General features: G+C 62.5%; 18 protein-coding genes. 7 read left to right on the plus strand and 11 right to left on the minus strand.

All coding sequences use genetic code 11. The features are described from left to right. Positions 1-46 precede the first annotated feature (46 nt). Together DT068_RS18480 and gmk are read left to right on the plus strand one after the other, a co-directional pair. A complete protein-coding gene (locus tag DT068_RS18480; RefSeq protein ID WP_119391361.1) occupies positions 47-934 on the plus strand; it encodes a YicC/YloC family endoribonuclease in 888 nt (295 codons plus the stop codon). A gap of 40 nt (positions 935-974) precedes the next feature. Continuing rightward, on the plus strand, positions 975-1,571 hold the full coding sequence (gene gmk, locus DT068_RS18485) for a guanylate kinase (RefSeq protein WP_368904842.1): 597 nt from the start codon (positions 975-977) through the stop codon (positions 1,569-1,571). A 22-nt stretch (positions 1,572-1,593) separates the two neighbouring features. On the opposite strand, the gene DT068_RS18490 is transcribed toward gmk, so the two are convergent. The 6 genes from DT068_RS18490 to DT068_RS18515 are packed head-to-tail and all read right to left on the minus strand — an operon-like array spanning position 1,594 to position 8,105. Further along, positions 1,594-1,950 (minus strand): hypothetical protein, encoded by a 357-nt coding sequence (locus DT068_RS18490; RefSeq protein ID WP_119391363.1) that lies wholly within the window; start codon positions 1,948-1,950, stop codon positions 1,594-1,596. Between the two features lie 15 nt (positions 1,951-1,965). Beyond that, positions 1,966-3,015 (minus strand): alcohol dehydrogenase, encoded by a 1,050-nt coding sequence (locus DT068_RS18495; protein WP_119391364.1) that lies wholly within the window; start codon positions 3,013-3,015, stop codon positions 1,966-1,968. Beyond that, positions 3,012-3,854 (minus strand): 16S rRNA (adenine(1518)-N(6)/adenine(1519)-N(6))-dimethyltransferase RsmA, encoded by an 843-nt coding sequence (gene rsmA / locus DT068_RS18500; RefSeq protein ID WP_119391365.1) that lies wholly within the window; start codon positions 3,852-3,854, stop codon positions 3,012-3,014. The genes DT068_RS18495 and rsmA overlap by 4 nt, the downstream gene beginning before the upstream one ends. After that, positions 3,851-4,873 (minus strand): 4-hydroxythreonine-4-phosphate dehydrogenase PdxA, encoded by a 1,023-nt coding sequence (gene pdxA, locus DT068_RS18505; protein ID WP_119391366.1) that lies wholly within the window; start codon positions 4,871-4,873, stop codon positions 3,851-3,853. The genes rsmA and pdxA overlap by 4 nt, the downstream gene beginning before the upstream one ends. Continuing rightward, positions 4,870-5,859: a SurA N-terminal domain-containing protein gene (locus DT068_RS18510; protein WP_119391367.1), complete on the minus strand. Its 990-nt coding sequence runs from the start codon at positions 5,857-5,859 to the stop codon at positions 4,870-4,872. Before DT068_RS18510 ends, pdxA begins: the two co-directional genes overlap by 4 nt. 14 nt (positions 5,860-5,873) lie before the next feature. Further along, entirely contained in the window at positions 5,874-8,105 is a 2,232-nt protein-coding gene (locus tag DT068_RS18515) for an LPS-assembly protein LptD (protein WP_162914293.1), read from the minus strand. 272 nt (positions 8,106-8,377) lie between these two features. Here DT068_RS18515 and DT068_RS18520 point away from each other — a divergent pair, with 272 nt between their 5' ends. From DT068_RS18520 to DT068_RS18530, 3 genes are all read left to right on the plus strand, one after another. Then, positions 8,378-9,862 (plus strand): leucyl aminopeptidase, encoded by a 1,485-nt coding sequence (locus DT068_RS18520; protein ID WP_119391369.1) that lies wholly within the window; start codon positions 8,378-8,380, stop codon positions 9,860-9,862. Positions 9,863-9,972: 110 nt separating this feature from the next. Next, on the plus strand, positions 9,973-10,935 hold the full coding sequence (locus DT068_RS18525) for an alpha/beta hydrolase (protein WP_119391370.1): 963 nt from the start codon (positions 9,973-9,975) through the stop codon (positions 10,933-10,935). A gap of 14 nt (positions 10,936-10,949) precedes the next feature. Continuing rightward, entirely contained in the window at positions 10,950-12,506 is a 1,557-nt protein-coding gene (locus tag DT068_RS18530) for an ABC transporter substrate-binding protein (protein ID WP_119391371.1), read from the plus strand. A 6-nt stretch (positions 12,507-12,512) separates the two neighbouring features. Here the strand turns inward: DT068_RS18530 and DT068_RS18535 are convergent, their stop codons facing one another. Genes DT068_RS18535 through DT068_RS18545 form a run of 3 tightly spaced genes read right to left on the minus strand, consistent with a single transcriptional unit; the run spans position 12,513 to position 14,466 of the window. Then, the gene (locus tag DT068_RS18535) at positions 12,513-12,914 is read right to left on the minus strand and encodes a YybH family protein (protein WP_162914294.1); all 402 of its coding nucleotides are present in this window, start codon (positions 12,912-12,914) and stop codon (positions 12,513-12,515) included. 23 nt (positions 12,915-12,937) lie between these two features. Then, positions 12,938-13,921: an ATP-grasp domain-containing protein gene (locus DT068_RS18540; RefSeq protein WP_119391373.1), complete on the minus strand. Its 984-nt coding sequence runs from the start codon at positions 13,919-13,921 to the stop codon at positions 12,938-12,940. A gap of 53 nt (positions 13,922-13,974) precedes the next feature. Then, positions 13,975-14,466, minus strand: a complete 492-nt coding sequence (locus DT068_RS18545; RefSeq protein WP_162914295.1) for a hypothetical protein — start codon at positions 14,464-14,466, stop codon at positions 13,975-13,977. A gap of 88 nt (positions 14,467-14,554) precedes the next feature. Here DT068_RS18545 and DT068_RS18550 point away from each other — a divergent pair, with 88 nt between their 5' ends. Further along, positions 14,555-15,010 (plus strand): DNA polymerase III subunit chi, encoded by a 456-nt coding sequence (locus tag DT068_RS18550; RefSeq protein ID WP_119391375.1) that lies wholly within the window; start codon positions 14,555-14,557, stop codon positions 15,008-15,010. On the opposite strand, the gene DT068_RS18555 is transcribed toward DT068_RS18550, so the two are convergent. Further along, the gene (locus tag DT068_RS18555; RefSeq protein ID WP_119391376.1) at positions 15,007-15,687 is read right to left on the minus strand and encodes a zinc metallopeptidase; all 681 of its coding nucleotides are present in this window, start codon (positions 15,685-15,687) and stop codon (positions 15,007-15,009) included. The genes DT068_RS18550 and DT068_RS18555 overlap by 4 nt on opposite strands. A gap of 197 nt (positions 15,688-15,884) precedes the next feature. Here DT068_RS18555 and DT068_RS18560 point away from each other — a divergent pair, with 197 nt between their 5' ends. Next, positions 15,885-16,631, plus strand: a complete 747-nt coding sequence (locus tag DT068_RS18560; protein WP_438816445.1) for a cyclase family protein — start codon at positions 15,885-15,887, stop codon at positions 16,629-16,631. Here the strand turns inward: DT068_RS18560 and DT068_RS18565 are convergent, their stop codons facing one another. Beyond that, positions 16,632-18,491, minus strand: coding sequence for an ABC-F family ATP-binding cassette domain-containing protein (locus DT068_RS18565; protein ID WP_119391378.1), 1,860 nt, complete (start codon positions 18,489-18,491; stop codon positions 16,632-16,634). Positions 18,492-18,530: the final 39 nt, after the last annotated feature.

The raw sequence follows: 18,530 nt of genomic DNA on the forward strand, positions 1-18,530 counted from the left end.
TGAGGCGGTAAAGTCGCGCGAAGTTTGATTCGGGGATTGGGGTCTGATGCCGTTGTCGAGCATGACAGGTTACGCGCGTGCGTCTTCGGCGCTGGAAGGCCTGCACTGGCAGTGGGAGATCAAGAGCGTCAATGGCAAGGGCCTCGACGTGCGCTGCCGTTTGCCGCCCGGTTTCGAGACGCTCGATCTGCCAGTGCGTGAGCTGGCCCAGAAGAACCTGAAACGCGGCAATATCCAGATCGGCCTGACCTGCGATCGCGGCGGCGCCGAGCAAAAGCTCGCCATCAACGAGACGGCGCTCGAGCAGGTGGTCGTCCTGGCCGAAAGGCTGCGCGAGCGCCTTGGTGGATCGCCGCCCCAGGTCGAGACCCTGCTGGCGCTCAGAGGCGTCATGGACGTGGCCGCACCCTTCGAGGACGAGACCGCGGTCGCCCGCCGCGACAAGGCGATGGTCAAGAGCGCGGAAGAGGCATTCCAGGCGCTTGCCGTGACGCGCAAGGCCGAAGGCGCCAAGCTCGCCGCCGTGCTCGGCCTGCATCTCGACCGGATCGAGAAGCTCGTCGTCGCGGCGCGCGACAATCCGGCCCGCACGGTGGAGGCCATCCGCGCCCGCCTCGCCGAGCAGGTGGCGCGTCTGATGGAGACCAATGCGTCCTTCGACCGCGATCGCCTCCATCAGGAGGCGGTTCTCTTGGCCACAAGAGCCGATATCGCCGAGGAGATCGACCGGCTCTTTGCCCATATCGAGGCAGCGCGCAAACTGCTGCTGTCGAGCGAGCCGGCCGGCCGCCAGCTCGATTTCCTGTCGCAGGAATTCAACCGCGAGGCCAACACGCTGTGTTCCAAGGCGTCTGATCGCTCGTTGACCGCGATCGGGCTTGAACTGAAGACGGTCATCGACCAGATGCGCGAGCAGGTGCAGAACATTGAGTAGCGCCAAAACAGTGATCGCCCGGCGCGGTCTCCTGCTGGTGATGTCCTCGCCGTCAGGCGCCGGCAAGACCACGCTCTCGCGCGCGCTCCTCGCTTCCGATCATCATATCCGCATGTCGGTCTCGGTGACGACGAGGCCGCCGCGGCCCGGCGAGCTCGACGGCAAGGATTATTTCTTCATCTCCAAGGAGCGCTTCTTCGAGATGCGCGACGGGGGTGAGCTTCTCGAATATGCGGAGGTCTTCGGCAATCTCTATGGCACGCCGCGGCTGCCGGTCGAGGATGCGCTGAGCAAGGGGCGCGACGTGCTGTTCGACATCGACTGGCAGGGCACCCAGCAGCTCGAGCAGGCGATGGGGGACGACCTGGTGCGTATCTTCATCCTGCCGCCTTCGACCGATGATCTGCGCGACCGGCTGATCAAGCGTGCCCAGGATTCCGCCTCCGTCGTCGCCAAGCGCATGGCGGAAGCTTCGCGCGAGATGAGCCACTGGGCCGAATATGACTATGTCATCGTCAATGACGATGTCGAGGCGGCAGGCGCCGAGATCACTGCCATCTTGACCGCCGAGCGACTGCGCCGCAAGCGCCGCACCGGCCTCACCGAATTCGTACGCAAGCTGAACAAGACGCTGTGAGTGACAGTGCCGTCGCTGACTTTCAAAAAACGATAGTCACTCCACCATGAGACAGATGGCCGGACTCAAGTGGGCCCGGCTTTGAGATCACCTTTAGGGTCTGACCATCTTCAAAATGAAGCGAAAGGTCGAAAGGCTCGCGCCTGATGTCGGCTATTCGGCGATCGACTATTCGGTGAATTGATACATGATCAAAGCCCTTTTGAATGTCCAAGACTTGAACCTCACCAGCGACCGGCGAATACTCGATCAAGTGCTCGCTCACCAGGGATGAACCGTCATCGAAAGTTATTTCGACAGCATAAGGCTGAAATATCAGGCACGATACACGAAGCCCTTTCAGGAATTGAACGTCGATCGCTGAAGGAAATTCATTCATTGAGATAGAACGACGTTATGGTCTTAAAATTACCCGGCCGGTGACGGCGCCAGCGCGCAGGTCGGCGAACACTTCATTGGCATCGGCAAGCGGGCGCTCGCTGACCGGGATCGGCCGGATGCGGCCTTCGCGCACCAGCGTCATGAGCTCGCGCGCTTCGGCGAGGCTGCCGACATAGGAGCCGGTGAGGGTGAGCTCACGCAGCGGGAACATCGGCACTGGAAGCGAGAACTTGCCGCCCATCAGGCCGACGATGATGACGGCGCCGCCCTTGCCGACGACGCTCTGGGCGAAATTGAGCGAGGACTCGGAGCCGACGAAGTCGATGGCCGCGTCCATCTGGCCCGCCTGCTTGACGACGCTCTTGCGGGCATCGGGCGCCACCGGATCGAAGGCGGCTGCGGCGCCGAGCGCCAGCGCCGTTTCGCGCTTGGCTGCGACGACATCGGCGGCATGGATGCGGCCCTTCACCAAGGCGCGCGCGATCTCGAGCCCCATCATGCCCACGCCGCCGAGACCGACGATCATGAGCGAGCCGTTCTCCGGCATGAATTTCTGCGCCTTGCGGATGGCGCTGAAGGCGGTGAGGCCGGAGCACATATAGCTGCCGGCGAGCTTGGCATTGATGCCCCGCGCATCGATCAGGTAGCGCGGATGCGGCACGAGCACATGGCTCGCATAGCCGCCATCGACATTGATGCCGAGCTGGCGCGGCGCGTCGCAGAGATGCTCCTGGCCGTTGCCGCATCTCTCGCACTTGCCGCAGCCGCACCAGGGGTAGACGGCATAAAAGGCATCGCGGTCGAGCGTACCCGCATCGGGTCCCGCTTGCTCCACATGGCCGGCGATCTCGTGGCCGAGCGTGAAAGGCAATCTGCGGCCGAGCCTGATGTCGAGACGCTTGCCTTCGCCCAGCTCGAAGAAACCATCCTGGAGATGAAGGTCGCTGTGGCAGACGCCGCAGGAGGCCACGCGGATCAGGACCTCGCTGCCCTTGGGCCCGGGCAGCGGAATTTCGGTCGCGGCCAGAGGCTCGCCATAGGATGTCAAAGATTGGCGGTTCATTCGGCGGTGCCTCCCAGGGCCTGGGCGATACGCGCGAAATCGCCGACCGCCAGCTGCTCGGCCCGCAGATTGGCATCTATGCCGAGCTTTGCAAGCAGATTGGCCATGTCGGGATGAAGTCCTTTGAGGCTGGAGCGCAGCATCTTGCGGCGCTGGCCGAAGGCGGCGGCCGTGACTTTTTCAAGCACGGCGATATCGCAGGAAGGTTCGCGCAGCAGCTTCGGCGTAAGCTGGACGACGGATGAGGTTATCTTGGGCGGCGGCGAAAAAGCGCGCCGGTCGATGTCGAACAGCTTTCTCGCATGGGCGCACCACTGGCTGATGATCGAAAGCCGCCCATAGGCCTCCGATCGGGGCGCTGCGACGATGCGCTCGGCCACTTCCTTCTGGAACATCAGCGTCAGGGACGAGAACCAGGGTGGCCATGGGCTCGTGAGCCATCCGGTGAGAAGAGGGGTCGCGATATTGTAGGGAAGATTGGCGACGATCTTGGCGTCGCCCTCGATATGGACCTGCCAGTCGAAGCGGAGAGCATCGGCCTCTATGACGGTGAGCCGGCCCGGATAGTGAGCGGCTATTTCCGCCAGCGCCGGCAAGGCCCGCGCATCCTTTTCGACCGCGACAACCCGTTTGGCGCCTTCGAGGAGAAGCGCGCGGGTGAGCCCGCCAGGACCCGGGCCGATCTCGACAACGGTTGCAGCGGCAAGCGGCGCGGCGCTGCGCGCGATGCGCCGTGTGAGGTTGAGATCGAAGAGGAAATTCTGCCCCAGGCTCTTGCGGGCATCGAGGCCGTGACGGGCGATGACCTCGCGCAGCGGCGGCAGGCCATCGTCGCTCATGCGCTGCGCCAGGACATTTCAAAGGCGAGCCGGATCGCGGCGATCAGGCTCTTGGGGTTCGCCTTGCCGGTTCCCGCGAGGCTCAGCGCTGTCCCATGATCGGGCGATGTCCGGATGAAGGGCAGGCCCAGCGTGCAATTGACGCCGCCGTGGAAATCGAGCGTCTTCACCGGGATCAGCGCCTGGTCGTGATACATGCACAGGATCGCATCATAGAGGGCGCGCGCCTCGGGATGGAAGGCAGTATCGGCGGAAAGTGGTCCCTGGACCGCAAGCCCCTCGGCGCGCAGCGCAGCGAGCGCCGGCGCCAGGATCGTCTGTTCCTCCTGGCCCATCGCGCCATTCTCACCCGCATGTGGATTGAGTCCCGTCATCGCCAGCCGCGGCTCGACGATGCCGAAGCGCTGTCTGAGATCACGAGCTGCCACGCGCGCCTGGCGGATGATGAGCCCGGATGTAAGCTGGCGTGGAACCTCGGCGAGCGCGATGTGAACCGTGACGGGAATGGCGCGCAGGTCTTCGGCGCACAGCATCATCACGGGTTCCGCGTCATGGCCCCGGCTCTGGGCCAGATGCGCCAGATAATCGGTGTGGCCCTGATGCGTGAAGCCCGCCGCATAGAGGGCTTCCTTCTGGATCGGGTTGGTCACCATCGCCGCGATCGCACCCGCCAGAGCGAGTTCCACCGCGCTGTCGATGGAGCGGATCACGGTGGCGGCAGTTCCGGGGATGAAGCGCCCGGTTTCGGGGCGTTCATCGAAAGGCATGTCGATGACCGGCAACGCTTCTGCAAAGATGCCGGCCACTTCGGCGGGGTGGGCGATGCGGCGTAGCGGGACGGCATGGCCCAATCGGGAAAACCGTTCTTTCAGGAAGGCGCAGTCGCCGATAACGAAGAAGGCGAGCTTCTTCTCCTCGCGCAAGGCGAGCCACGCCCCTTGGGTTATGTCGGAGCCGACGCCGCCAGGTTCGCCGATCGTCACCGCGATCGGCCTGGTCTCGCCGGAGAGCGCGCTCACTCTGTGGCCTTCGCGCCCTCGGTCGCCTTGGCGTCCTTGTATTCGATGAACGCGTTGCGCCGCAGCTCGCGCATATAGCGTTCCTCATAGACGTCGTATTTCTTGTTGGTCAGCATCGTCTCGATCTGGTCGCGGGTCGGCTTCTCCGGCGCAATGCTCTTTCTGCCGCAGAAGGCGATGAGCTGGATGCCGGTCTTGCTGCGCGCCGGCCCGACGATGCCGCCGGGGCCTGCCTGATCGAGAGCGGCCCTGAGGGGCTTGGGAATCTTGGCGCCATCGGCCTGCAGCCGCTTGCCGATCCGCACATTGTAGATGCCGCTCGCCGCCTGGCGGGCGCTGTTGCAGCCCTTGAACTTCTGCCGGTACTGCGCGGCGTCGGCCGCGCGTGCCACGAAGAGCTGCTGGCCCATGGCATCGCTGGTGGCGCTGTCCACCGGCATGTCGATCTCCAGGATCTCATAGACCGAGACCGGCTTGAGCCGCGGATCATTGACGATTTCGTTGTACTTCTTGTCGACTTCCGCCGGATCTACCTCGACCTTCAGCTTGTACATGCCGGCGAGCAGGCGGTTGAAGGAGATTTGCGCGGTTACCAGCCGGCGCAAGGTGGTCATCGACACACCCTTGGATTTGAGCTGTGCGGCAAGACCCTTGGTGTCGGTCTTCGACCCCTTGGCCATCTTCTCGATCTGGGCATCGATCGTCTTATCGTTCGGGTCGGCCTTGTATTTCTTGGCCTCGACCACCTTGACCACATCGTCGATCAGGGCCTGGAGCGCACGCTTGCGCTGATCGGCGGCACTGCCTTGCGCCCGCCCGAGCACCGCATTGAGCTTCATGCGCTGATCGACGTCGAAGCTCGTGATCGGATAGTCGTTGACGGTGACGAGCACGCCCTGGCCGCTTTCACCGGCGGCATGGCCGATGCTCGCATGGGAGAGCAGGGAGGCGGCGAATGCCGCAGCGAGGAAAACGCCGGTCTTCATCGGGAGGTCAGTTTCTATGGGCGCGGCAGCACATCGTCGCCGCCGAGCGACTTGAGATCAATGGAGAACATAACAGAGCGATCAACCCCTTCATCCTCATCCGCGCGATCCTCCTCGTAAAAGAGGCGGAAATTGAAGCAATCGCAGTTGAAGCCGATACCGACCGTATCGCGAACCAACTTGCTTTCATCGAGATCGTAGCGCGCGCCGGCATAGACGCTCCACCCGCCGGAAAAGTTCCAGCCCGCGCTGCCCCAGACCTGCTGCTGGTCATCCGGGCGTCCCGAGTTGGGATCCGCATTGAGATCCGCATAGAATAAAGACCCGGAAAACCTGTCGAAATTGAGGCTCAAGCCCGCTTCTTGGAGATTGATGGCGGACAGGTCCTCCTCGAGCCGGGCCTGGTAGGACAGGCGTATGGCGTCCCAGGGCTGCCAGGCGATGGCGGTGACGAGGTCGGAACTGGTGCCTTCGAGCCCGGTTCCATCGGCAAAGCTGTTCTCGCCGGCGACATGGAAGGATTCGCCCACGCTGGCGCGCAGGAAGCCGCCATTGGCGGAAAGGAACGTATAGAGCAGGCCGGCATTGACGCGCGTTCCGCCCTCATAGCGGTCAAGCCCGGTAAAGCGGTCATGCAGGAACAGGCTGGTCGCATCGAAGTTCAGATTGATCGAATCCTCGTTGCCGCGATCCTCCTCGTCTTCCTCGTTGGTCGAGGCGATGACCTGCGCGACCGGGGTAAGTATATGCTGGCCGCCATCGGTATTGGACAGGAATGGCCAGCGCCAGTCGATACCGGCGGTCGGCTGGAAGTTTGTGGTCGTCTCGTTGTCTTCCGTCAGGTTGTTGTCGTCGGGCAGGTTCTCGGTGACATAGATGTCGCCGCGCAGATTGGCGAAGGGCGTTACGACCTGGCCGGAGCTGCTGATCATCTGCCTTTGCCAGGCGAGATTGGCGACCGCGCGCGTCTGGTCGGTGCCGAGATTGACATTGGTCAGCGGCAGGTCGGGGTCGTTGGCGTAAACCGAGTCGCTGCGGTGCAGGCTGTAGAAGCTCCAGTTATAGCCGAACTCGCCGCCGAATACCGGCTGGTCGAGCGTGTAGCTGTGCTGGATATAGGGAACCGCCGTCGGGAAGTACTCTTCATGATCTTCCGGATCGAGCGACTGGAAATGGATGACCTGGGCGGAGAAGTAGTTGCGGTCGTAGAGGCCGGTCAGATAGACATTGTCCATCGCCTCGTCGCGATTGTCGATCCTGTACTTGTCCATGAAGTCCCGGTCGCTGACGAGGGTTCCGTCCCATCCCCAGCTCCAGTTGTCATTCAGGTCGAATTTGCCCTGCGTGCGGGCGGAGCCCCGCCAACGCGTATCGCCTGGCGGATCCTGGTTTTTATCGAGCTGGTAGATGCCTGCGACATCGACGCTGTATTGGCCATCGGCGAGCCGGTGCCTCCACTCCGCCTGGGCGAGGAGCCCCTGGTCGGACGTGATCACCGGCCTGAAGGTGAGATCGTAATTGGGCGCCAGGTTCCAGAAATAGGGGATCTCGACGCCGACGCCATAGACGCCGGCATAGCTGAAATTGGGCGTGAGGAAGCCGGTCCGGCGCTTCACGGTCGGATCAGCATGCGAGAAATAGGGCAGCGTGATGATATCGGCGCCGCCGAACTCGAAAGTGGCGTCGCGGTGATAGATGACGCCTTCTCTCTCGTCATGCGTCACTTCGCGTGATCTGAGCTGCCACAAGGGCTTGCCGTTGGACATGCGGCAATCCTTGCAGGCGGTGTAGATGACATTGTCGTAGACGGTGAGATAGCCGTCCTGGCGCACCGCATAGTCGGCCGTGATCGTCGCGTCATTTGTCAGCAGCAGCCGCAGATGCTCGGCGAACCCGTCCTTGAAATTGTTCATGAGCTGGGCGCGCTCGGCTTCCAGGATGTTGCCGCCGGGCTCCGTCAGTCTGACTTCGCCGACCGCCGTCATCTTGTCGTTGCGCTGGTCGTAGGACACCCGCGTCGCAACCAGCTCGTACTTGCCGTAAGTGAGGACGACCTTGCCGATGGCGACAGCTATCTTGGTGCGCGCGTCATAGGTGATCTTGTTGGCGATGACATTGACGCGCGTGCCTTTGGGTGGCGTCTTGAGCTTGTCGTCGCGGACATCGCCGGTGGCGGCCAAGGCGGAAGGCACCGGGCTCAACATGGTGCCGAGGCTGAGGGATGCCGCGAACAGGGTGGCAAACAAAAGGCCTCCGGGCAAATGCCCAGAGTGCGCCCGTTTTCCCCTTCGACGCCCCGTCGTCATGAGTCCTGCGAACTTTACCCAGTAACCTTCTTTTACACTTTCTTAACCCGTTTGATAGGGTCGGCAAAGCGCTTTTCCATGTCCGAATGTAACCGCTGCTGTGGCGCTCCCAAGGCAGGAAATTTGCATACTTAACAAACCATTACGACTGTTGAACCACGGCGCCCGAGCCGCTAATGAAAAGCCTCCCGAATTCTCAGCAGGATCGCTTCATGAATGTTACTTTCGCTGCGCCCGGACAGCCAAAATCCGGCGTCCTGGTCGTTTTCTGTCCGGAAGACAAGAAATTGCAGGGGCTCGCCGCGGAGGTCGACAAGCGCACCGGCGGGCATCTTTCACGCGCCATCAAGGCGATCAGTTTTGAGGCCAAGCGGGAGCAGATTCTCGACCTTGTCGCGCCGGAGAAGGTGTCCCTCCAGCGAATCATCGTCGCGGGACTGGGTGATCCGGCGAAAATCCTGGTCCGTGAAGCCGAGCAGCTGGGGGGCGCGATAGCGGGCTACCTGCAGTCGGCAAGGGTGGAAGGGGCGGCCATTGCGGCCGATCTGCCGCTCGAGGACCATCCCGCGGAAGAATTCGCAGCTCTCCTGGCTTCCGGCGCCAAGCTCAGGATCTACAGCTTCGACCGCTACAAATCCAAGAAACCGGCAAACGGCAAGGGACTGTCGTCTCTCGCCATACTGACGACCGAGGCCGCCAGGGCGAAGAAGCTTTTTGCCGGCTACGAAGCCGTCGCCGAGGGCGTCCACTTCGCCCGCGACCTCGTCAATGAGCCCGCCAACAAGCTCAACCCGGCGGAGTTCGCCGCCCGTGTGAAGGCCAATGGCAAGGCGGGCCTCAATGTCGAGATCCTCACCCCGGCCCAGATGAAGAGGCTCGGCATGGGAGCGCTCCTGGGTGTCGCGCAAGGCTCGGTGAACGAGCCGCGCCTCGTCGTCATGCGCTGGCAAGGTGGCAGGAAGGGCGACAGGCCGGTCGCCTTCGTCGGCAAGGGTGTCACCTTCGACACCGGCGGTATCTCGATCAAGCCTGGTCCTGGCATGGAGGACATGAAGGGCGACATGGGCGGAGCTGCCTGCGTCGCCGGGCTGATGCTGGCGCTGGCCCGCCGCAAGGCCAAGGTGAATGTGGTCGGCGTCATCGGTCTCGTCGAGAATATGCCTGACGGCAATGCGCAGCGTCCGGGCGATATCGTGACTTCGATGGCCGGCAAGACCATCGCCGTCCTCAACACCGATGCGGAAGGCCGTCTCGTTCTCGCCGACGCGCTCTGGTACACGCAGGACCGCTTCAAGCCCAAATTCATGGTCGATCTCGCCACGCTGACGGGCGCCATCATGGTGGCGCTCGGCAAGGAATATGCGGGGCTCTTCTCCAACAACGATGAATTGTCGGCCCGTCTTTACGATCAGGGGCTGGCGACGGGTGAGAAGGTCTGGCGCATGCCGCTCTCGCCCGAATATGACAAGATGATCGATTTCGAGGTCGCCGACATGAAGAATATCGGTGGCCGCAATGCCGGCGCCATCACCGCCGCCCAGTTCCTGCAGCGTTTCGTCAACAACGTGCCCTGGGCGCATCTCGATGTTGCCGGCACGGCCATGGATTCGAACCGCACGGCCATCAACCAGAGCTGGGGTTCGGGCTGGGGTGTGCGCCTGCTCAACCGGCTCGTCGCCGAACATTACGAAGGCTGAGCTCAGTTCGCATTTCGGCAAGGTCCGTCGCTTTCACGCATGTAAGCGGCGGATTTCCGTTATAGGAGGAGGTCTGCGTCAACAGAGGGGGCTGGCCAGTGGCGCACCCTATGCCGAGCGATCCCGAGGTGGTTGCGTTCATCGAACGCACCCTGGACTTCTATCCGGCGGACGCCTTCACCTATACCGTCGAACAGAATCGCGCCGTCTATGACCGCTATTGCGCGGCCTTCCGCCAGGAACGCCTGCCGGGGCTTGTGGTCGGCGATTTCACCATTGCCGCGACCAAACCTGACCGGCTGATCCCGGCGCGCCGCTACAAGCCGGCGCATTCGGGCCCGCATGACGAGGTGGCCGTCCTCTATCTGCATGGCGGCGGCATGGTGGTCGGCGGCCTGCACAGCCATGATGATGTCTGCGCCGAACTGTCCATACGCACCGGGCTGGAGGTGGTCGCGGCCGATTATCGCCTGGCGCCCGAAAATCCGCACCCGGCCTTCACCGATGATGCCGAGGCGGCCTTCCTGCATTTGGCACGCTCCGGCAGGCGTGTGATCGTGGCGGGCGACAGTGCCGGCGGCAATCTCACCGCCGCAGTCTGCCTGCGCCGCAAGGCGGCGGGTGAGCCGCGACCAATCGGCCAGGTTCTCATCTATCCGGGCCTTGGCGGCGATCCCTCGCGCGGTTCCTATATCGAGAATGCCGAGGCGCCCTTGCTCCGGACCGACGAAGCCTTGTCCTATTTCAAGATCATCTCGGGCGGACGCGAGCGTTCGCAAGTGAGCGACCCCGATATCATGCCGCTCAAGGCGCGCGATTTTGCCGGCCTTCCGCCGGCCTTCATCGTGAGCGCCGATATCGACCCGCTGCGCGACGATGCGCGCGACTATGCCGAAGCGATCCGCCAATCGGGCGGCATCGCCGCTTACCGTAACGAGCCCGAACTGGTGCATGGCTATTTGCGCGCCAGGGTCATGTCGCAACGGGCCGCGGCCAGCTTCACCGCGATTTGCGAGGCGGCGGCGCGCCTTGCCAATGGAACCTTGACCAGCGATTTCACAGGGAGGGAATGACCATGATGAGACCTATGTCTTTCGGTCGCTTGAATCGCCGCCAGGCAGTATTGGGGAGCGCGGCAGCTCTCGGCGCCGGCCTGACCTTGCCGGCGCTCGCTCGGGCGTCCTCACCGAAAAAGGGCGGGTCCTTCCGGCTGGGAATGGTCGGCGCCAACACGAACGACTCCCACGATCCGGCGACCTGGGGCACGTCCGGCCTTATTAATACCGGCCTGTGGGGAGCGGTCTACAACAACCTGACCGAAGTCGGCCCCGACGGGAAGCTTGTTCCGGAGCTCGCCGAAACCATCGAGCCGTCGGCCGACGCCAAGACTTGGGTCTTCAAGCTGCGTCGGGGCGTGACCTTCCATAATGGCAAGGCGCTCGACTCGGGCGACGTGGTCGCCTCCATCAATCATCATCGCGGCAAGGACTCGAAGTCCGCCGCCAAGGGCATCGTCGATCAGATTACCGACATCAAGGCCGATGGCGCCGACAAGGTCGTCGTCACCCTGGCACAGGGCAATGCCGACTTTCCCTATATGTGCACCGACTATCACCTGGTCATCGGTCCGGCGGTGAACGGCAAGATAGATTGGGAGCCGGCCATCGGCACCGGTGGATATGTCTTCGTCGCGCATGAGCGCGGCATCAGCATGACGCTGAAGCGCAACTCCAATTACTGGAAAGCGGGCAGGGCGCATTTCGACGATGTGAAGATCCTCGGCATCGCCGATGTTGCGGCGCGCATGAACGCCCTGATCACCGGCGAGGTCGACGCCATCGCCCGCGTCGACATCAAGACGCTCGCCATGCTGAAGCGAAATCCGGATGTGGCGATCAACGAGGTAACAGGCACCCAGCACTTCACCATGCCGATGTTCACCGATGTGGCGCCGTTCGACAACAAGGATGTGCGCCACGCCCTGAAATATGCGATCGATCGCGAGGCCATGGTCAACACGATCCTCCTGGGCCATGGCCGCCCCGGCCTCGACAGCCCGATCACCCCGGCCAACCGCTATTTTGCTTCGGACCTGAAGCCCCGGCCTTACGATCCGGACAAGGCGAAGTTCCATCTGAGGCAGGCCGGCCTGTCGGAGCTGAAGATCGATCTCTCGGCCGCCGATGCCGCCTTCAATGGCGCGGTCGACATGGCATTGCTCTACCGCGAGCAGGCGCTCAAGGCCGGCATCGACATCAATGTGGTGCGCGAGGCCGATGACGGCTACTGGTCGAATGTGTGGCTCAAGAAGCCCTTCGTGATGTGCTTCTGGGCCGGCCGGCCGACCGAGGATTGGATGTTCAGCCAGGTCTATGCGGCGGGCGCCGATTGGAACGACACGCATTGGAACAATCAGCGCTTCAATGAATTGCTGGTGGCGGCGCGCGCCGAGCTCGACGAAAGCAAGCGCGCTCAGATGTATGGCGAGATGCAGGCATTGGTGAGCGATGATGGCGGCGCCATCATTCCGGCCTATGCCAATTTCGTCGACGCTGTCTCGACGAAGATCGGACACGACGCGCAAATGGGCTCGAATTTCGAGCTCGACGGCTGGAAATGCATCGAGCGCTGGTGGATGGTCTAGTCTGGCTTAGTCCGCCAGGGGCGGAATTCCGGGTTCCATGGAGAGATGGGAGTGGACGCAGCGCAGGCCGTCCTTTCCATCCTTCAGGATCAGGGTCGCCCGTCCTTTCCGGGGATACCAGCCACCCTCTTTCTTTCGGCCTTTTGAATGCCAAAGGACGACGATGCCGATAGTTCCCGGCGAGTCGTCGAAACGAATAATGGTGGGCTCCTCGAAAGTGAAATCGGCGATGGTCGGCCAGATCTTCCGCCATTGCCGGTGCTCCAGCTCATCCAGTCCGTGGAGCATGTCGGCAAAGGTGCCGAACGAGACGACATCTTCCGCGAACAAGGCTCGCCCTCCGGCGAAGTCCAGAGCGTTGATCAGGCGTTCCCATTCTCTCAGCCACTGTTGCGGTTCTTTCTGCACGGCTTTTCCCCGGATGCACCTTCTCACGACGCCAGTTGATGAGTCTTTTCGACGAGCGTGCGCGCGACAATATCAAAGGCGCCATATTGTTCCATGAACATTCTTCGGGCAATCTGATGAGCGCGCTCGGCGCCATTCACTTCCGCTTTGCCGAAGCCCAGCCGGAGCTTGGCGCCGATCTTCGAGGAAAAGTGCCAGGTATTGCCGCCCGGATTGCATTCGAGGACATAGAGCTTTCCGCTGCCTTCCTCGCGCAGGACATCGATGGCGAGCAAGGGAATGGTCGGGAAGGCCGCGCCGACTTTCTCGGCAAGGGCGATGATATCCGGTTCCTTGACGAGCTTGCGGTTCTTTTCGCCGCCTTGCGAGGCGATGACAGTGCGTTCGATCTCCGCATCGGGCGCATCGAGCGGGCAGCGCGGTTGCTGCAGCGTCGAATGCCAGGAATAGATGACCTTGCCGAAGAAGGTCTGGATGCGGTGGAATGACGGATTAGGCCCGGTATCGACAAATCTCTGCACTAGATATCCATCACGTGCCTGGTGAATGGGATGATCCGGCGGGAAATCATTTGGCTGCATCCGCTCGAGCCGGTGCCGTCTGAACAGTTGAACGCCCAGGCCCGTCGAGGTGATCCCAAGGTCCATCGGCTTGATCAGGACGAACTCGCCGAACAGCAACGGATCGAGCATCGTGCCGAACTGGAAGGGAAGTGTCGCGGGTGTCGAGATATCCGCCTCGCGGAACACCTTGTATTGGGCGAGTTTCTCGATCTTGAGGTTATTGAGCACCGAGCCGCGCTTGATCTGAAGCCGATATTCGGATGTCAGCGAGACCACCAGGGTGGGCCACATCCAGGCCAGGCTCGGCAATTGCACGGTCGATTGGTTGGGAACGGCGTAGACGGAGATATCCTTGTCGATCGCCACGACCTTCTTGGCGATTTCCCTGAAGTCCTTCTCATATTCGGGACCTCTGTGAACGATGATCAGGTTTCGTTTGGCCATTCAAAAATTGAGATCGGCAGACAGATCAAGCGACCAGGGGATATCCTTGCCTCTTAGTCCGATTTCGTGCCTACGCTGTTCAGATATGCCCGTATGCCATGATAGTAGTTCACCAGGGCCTCATCATACAGCGGCTTCGCCTTGGCGAGCTCCGTCTCGGAAATTTTCCCGCGCCTCAGATGCCGGAGCGCCGTCTTGTAGGTCGCGACGGCCTGCCGCCGTCCTTTTTCGAGGAAGCGCCGGAACAGCTCGAGCTGCCAGGCGGTGGGGGTGCCGATCGAGAGATCCTTGAGCGACATGCCATTGAGCGGGTTGCTTCCCTTCGCTGCGGCTCCCGTTCCTTCATAGTCGACGATGGCCGGGCACATTCCCGGCGTCAGCGTGGTGCCGGCGCAGACCTTGCCGCAGGAGGGCGTGAGGGAAGTCTCGCAGCAATTGCACAGACCCATGGCGGCCGACCTGCCGGCCGCGGCAACCAGGCTCAAACCGATTGTTACCGCCAAAGCAGCCGCCAGTACTACGAGACGCCCCATACCCAACCCCATTCAAAGTCTCTTTGCTTGACCTTAGCGGCAAAGTCGCCCCGGCGCAAAGAGCGTTGACCGGGGCGCTCCGACCCGCTTGGATGCGTCCATGACCGATATTCTCTTTTACCATCTTGAGCGCCAGCCGCTCGAAAGGGTGCTGCCGCAACTGCTGGAGCGTACTCTGGAGCGCGGCTGGCGGGCCGTCATCGAGACCGATTCGGACGAGCGGGTCGAGGCGCTCTCGACCTTGCTGTGGACCCATTCTGAAGAAGGGTTCCTTCCCCATGGCACCGCCAGGGACGGCAATGCCGAGGATCAGCCGGTCTGGGTCACCGCGTCGAATGACAACCCCAATCAGGCCTCGGTGCGATTCTTCATCGGCGGTGTCGAACCCACGGGCTATGACGGCCTCGAGCGCGCTGTCCTCCTGTTCGACGGCGCCGATCCGGAGGCCGTCGAGCGGGCTCGCCGCATCTGGAAGGACGCGCGCGGCCAGGGTCATGAGGTCAGCTACTGGCAGCAGGACGAGAGCGGGCGCTGGCAGAACCGGGCCAAGACTTAGAATCGCAGGATCCTGATCCAGCGCGCCACATCGATCAGGCTGACCAGCGCCGAGGCCACATAGGTGAAAGCAGCGGCGCGCAGTACCTGACGCGCACCCTTCATGTCTTCCGGCCGCACATAATGCGTGAGGATGGGCAAAGCGCGCTTGAAGCTTGCATCGAATTCGGTCGGAAGCGTCACGATATGAAGCACGACCGTCGAGGCCAGGATGCCGAGGCCGGCAACCAACTCGAAGGCAAGCACCAGAGGCGAGCGGGTAAGCGCGAAGATCACCGGTGTCGCCAGCAGGAGCACGCTGCCGGTCTTCTCGATGACGATGGCATAGCCGACGAGCTTCTGGCGCAGGTGCAAGGGGCCATAGCCTTCGGCATCCTGCATCGCATGCGACGCCTCATGCGCGGCGATCGCGACCGCCGTCACCGATTTACCTTCGTAATTGGCCTTGGCCAGACGCACCGCCTTGTCGACCGGACTGTAATGGTCGCCGGCCTCAATGCTCTCGACCTTTACCGACTGCAGGCCCGCTTCATCGAGGAGGTGGCGCGCCAGCTCGCCGCCGGTGCCGGGAAAGTCGGCGCGCTCCTGCGCATGGCGGGCTATGGTGCGGCGGATCCACATCTGCGGCCCGAAGATGAGCGCAAGCAGAGCGACGATGCCGAGGGCGATGAAAAGCATTTGCGGGGCTGAACTATTTCTTCTTGGCAGGTGACCGGCAACCTGCCTAGCATGGATGACCATTACCTGACAGGTCATCCGGCTGATGACCAATGAGATCATCGTGACAGGCAGAGGAGGGAACAATGTGCTTGCCAGGCTGCATGGAAACGGTTGCCCATACGATCTCACGTCGCGGTTTGTTCAAGGGTGCGGGGATGACCGCCATTGTCGGAGCCACTTCGGCTTTCAGCGCCTTTGGCGCTGAGGCTGCGCCTGTGAGCTTCTCCAAGGTCGTAGATCTCACCCATCCACTATGGGCGGAATTCCCGACCTATTTCGGCAAGAAGCAGCTCGAGATCGAAGTGCTCTCTGTCTTCGAGAAGGACGGATTCAACATGAAGAAGTGGCATCTGGTCGAGCATACGGGCACGCATCTCGACACGCCCTATCATTTCTCGGCCGACGGACCTGATGCATCCGCCATCCCGGTCGACACGCTGGTGGCGCCGCTTTGCGTCATCAATATAGCAGAGCGTGCGGCGAAGGAACCCGACACGCAGATCACCCCGGACGACATCAAGGCGTGGGAAGCCAAGAACGGTGCGCTGCCCGACGGTGCCGCGGTCGCGATGAATTCCGGCTGGGACCAGCATGTGCGGACCGACAAGTTCCGCAATGCCGATGCGGCGGGCGTCATGCATTTTCCGGGCTTCCATCCCGAGGCCGCGGCCGCACTCCTCGAACGCAAGGTCGTCGGCATCGTCGTCGACACATTGTCGCTCGACTATGGCGCCTCGAAGGATTTCGCCACCCACTATCGCTGGCTGCCGGCCGGGCGCTGGGGTCTCGAAGGGACCGCCAATCTCGGCCAGCTGCCCGAGAAGGGGGCTACGATCGTGGTCGGCGGCCCCAAGGTCGAGGGCGCGTCGGGAGGTCCAAGCCGCGTCTTTGCGCTGGTCTGACTACGCCGTCCGCTCGAGCTGTTCCTGCGCTTCGAGCCAGGCGGTTTCCTGGGCTTCCAGATCCCGCCCGAGCTTGGCCCGCAAGGTGGCGAAATCGGAAGCCTTCCTGGGATCGGCGATATAGAGCTGGTTGTCCTGCAAGGCGCGGTCCAGGACGTCGATTTTTTCCTGTAGTTTCGACATCTTGAGGCTGATTTCCTGAATCTGTTTCTTAACCGCGGCGGGATTGACCTTCGCCGGCTGCGGCGCAGCCTTGACGGATGCCGGCGGTGGTGCAGCTTCGCGTTTTTGCGGCGTGCGGCCGAGGATGAAATCGGTATAGTCGTCCATGTCGCCCTCGAAGGGCTTCACCGAGCCATTGGCGACCAGCCACAGGCGGTCGGCGCAGGTCTCGATGATATGGCGGTCATGGCTGATCAGGATGACGGCGCCTTCATAGTCGTTGATCGCGTGGATGAGGGCTTCGCGCGAATCGACGTCGAGATGGTTGGTCGGCTCGTCGAGCACCAGGATATGGGGCGCATGGAAGGCGGCCAGCGCGAAGAGGAGGCGGGCCTTCTCGCCGCCTGAAAGCGTCTTGCATTTTGAATCGGCAAGCGACGCGCCGAAGCCATAGGCGCCGAGCCGGGCGCGCCGTTGCGCCTGGGTGTGCTCGGGCATCAGGTCGGTGAAATAATCATAGGGCGTGCGCTCGCCCGACAACTCGTCGAGCTGGTGCTGCGCGAAATAGCCGACCGTCAGGCGCGGCGGATGCTTCATCTCCCCGCTCATCGCCTGAAGCTTGCCGCACAGCAGCTTGGCGAAGGTCGACTTGCCGTTGCCGTTGGAGCCGAGAAGCGCGATGCGGTCATCGGGATCGAGGCGCAATGTGATGTTGCGCAGGATGGGCTTGCCTTCGGCATAGCCGACGGAAGCATTGTCCCAGCGCACCAGAGGCGGCGCCAGCGGCTTCGGCGGATCGGGGAAATGGAAAGACGCCACGCGGTCCTCGATCACATCGGCAATCGGCTCGAGCCGGGCCAGCGCCTTGAGGCGGCTTTGCGCCTGGCGCGCTTTCGAAGCCTTGTAGCGGAAGCGCTCGACGAAGGCCTCCATGTGCTTGCGCGTGTCTTCCTGCTTCTTCTTGAGCTTCAGCGTCAGCGCCTGCTGCTCGCGCCGCTGCCGTTCGAAGGAGTCATAATTGCCCTGATAGAGGGTGAGCTTGCCGCGCTCCAGATGCAGGATGGCGCCGACCGCGTCGTTGAGGAGGTCGCGGTCATGGCTCACCATCAGGATGGTGTGCGGATAGGCGCGGATGAAGCTCTTGAGCCAGATCGTGCCTTCGAGATCGAGATAGTTGGTGGGCTCGTCGAGCAGCAGCACGTCGGGCGAAGAGAAGAGAGCTGCCGCCAGCGCCACGCGCATGCGCCAGCCGCCGGACAATGCCGAGCAGGGGCCGTTCTGGGTCTCTTCCGAAAAGCCCAAGCCCGACAGGATCGTCGCCGCGCGCGCCGGCGCCGAATGGGCGTTGATATCGGCAAGGCGCAGCTGGATCTCGGCGATGCGATGCGGGTCGTGCGCCGTCTCGGATTCGATGAGCAGGCGCGCCCGCTCGAGATCGGCCGCCAGCACTGTGTCCAGAAGCGATTCATCGCCGCCCGGCGCTTCCTGCGCCACCGTGCCGATGCGGGCATTGCGCGGCATGCCGACGCTGCCGGACTCCGACTGCAGGTCGCCGAGGATCAGATGCAGCAGCGTCGATTTGCCGACGCCATTACGCCCGACCAGGCCGACCTTGTGGCCGCCCGGTATGGCAACGCTGGCATCCTCGAGCAGAAGGCGCCCGGCAATGCGATAGGTGAGTCCGTTCACATGCAACATGGGCGGGCTGTTTAGCCGCAATCTGGGCCATTGTCATTC

It is taken from the genome of Taklimakanibacter lacteus (genome assembly GCA_003576695.1).
Taxonomy (GTDB): Bacteria; Pseudomonadota; Alphaproteobacteria; order Rhizobiales; family Aestuariivirgaceae; genus Taklimakanibacter; species Taklimakanibacter lacteus.

Excerpts from the sequence above, each read along its gene's own strand:
- DT068_RS18480 (WP_119391361.1), top strand. The coding sequence starts at position 47 with ATGCCGTTGTCGAGCATGACAGGTTACGCGCGTGCGTCTTCGGCGCTG.
- gmk (WP_368904842.1), top strand. The coding sequence starts at position 975 with ATGTCCTCGCCGTCAGGCGCCGGCAAGACCACGCTCTCGCGCGCGCTC.
- DT068_RS18490 (WP_119391363.1), bottom strand. The coding sequence starts at position 1,950 with ATGAATGAATTTCCTTCAGCGATCGACGTTCAATTCCTGAAAGGGCTT.
- DT068_RS18495 (WP_119391364.1), bottom strand. The coding sequence starts at position 3,015 with ATGAACCGCCAATCTTTGACATCCTATGGCGAGCCTCTGGCCGCGACC.
- rsmA (WP_119391365.1), bottom strand. The coding sequence starts at position 3,854 with ATGAGCGACGATGGCCTGCCGCCGCTGCGCGAGGTCATCGCCCGTCAC.
- DT068_RS18510 (WP_119391367.1), bottom strand. The coding sequence starts at position 5,859 with ATGAAGACCGGCGTTTTCCTCGCTGCGGCATTCGCCGCCTCCCTGCTC.
- DT068_RS18520 (WP_119391369.1), top strand. The coding sequence starts at position 8,378 with ATGAATGTTACTTTCGCTGCGCCCGGACAGCCAAAATCCGGCGTCCTG.
- DT068_RS18525 (WP_119391370.1), top strand. The coding sequence starts at position 9,973 with ATGCCGAGCGATCCCGAGGTGGTTGCGTTCATCGAACGCACCCTGGAC.
- DT068_RS18530 (WP_119391371.1), top strand. The coding sequence starts at position 10,950 with ATGTCTTTCGGTCGCTTGAATCGCCGCCAGGCAGTATTGGGGAGCGCG.
- DT068_RS18540 (WP_119391373.1), bottom strand. The coding sequence starts at position 13,921 with ATGGCCAAACGAAACCTGATCATCGTTCACAGAGGTCCCGAATATGAG.
- DT068_RS18545 (WP_162914295.1), bottom strand. The coding sequence starts at position 14,466 with ATGGGGTTGGGTATGGGGCGTCTCGTAGTACTGGCGGCTGCTTTGGCG.
- DT068_RS18550 (WP_119391375.1), top strand. The coding sequence starts at position 14,555 with ATGACCGATATTCTCTTTTACCATCTTGAGCGCCAGCCGCTCGAAAGG.
- DT068_RS18555 (WP_119391376.1), bottom strand. The coding sequence starts at position 15,687 with ATGCTTTTCATCGCCCTCGGCATCGTCGCTCTGCTTGCGCTCATCTTC.
- DT068_RS18560 (WP_438816445.1), top strand. The coding sequence starts at position 15,885 with ATGACCGCCATTGTCGGAGCCACTTCGGCTTTCAGCGCCTTTGGCGCT.
- DT068_RS18565 (WP_119391378.1), bottom strand. The coding sequence starts at position 18,491 with ATGTTGCATGTGAACGGACTCACCTATCGCATTGCCGGGCGCCTTCTG.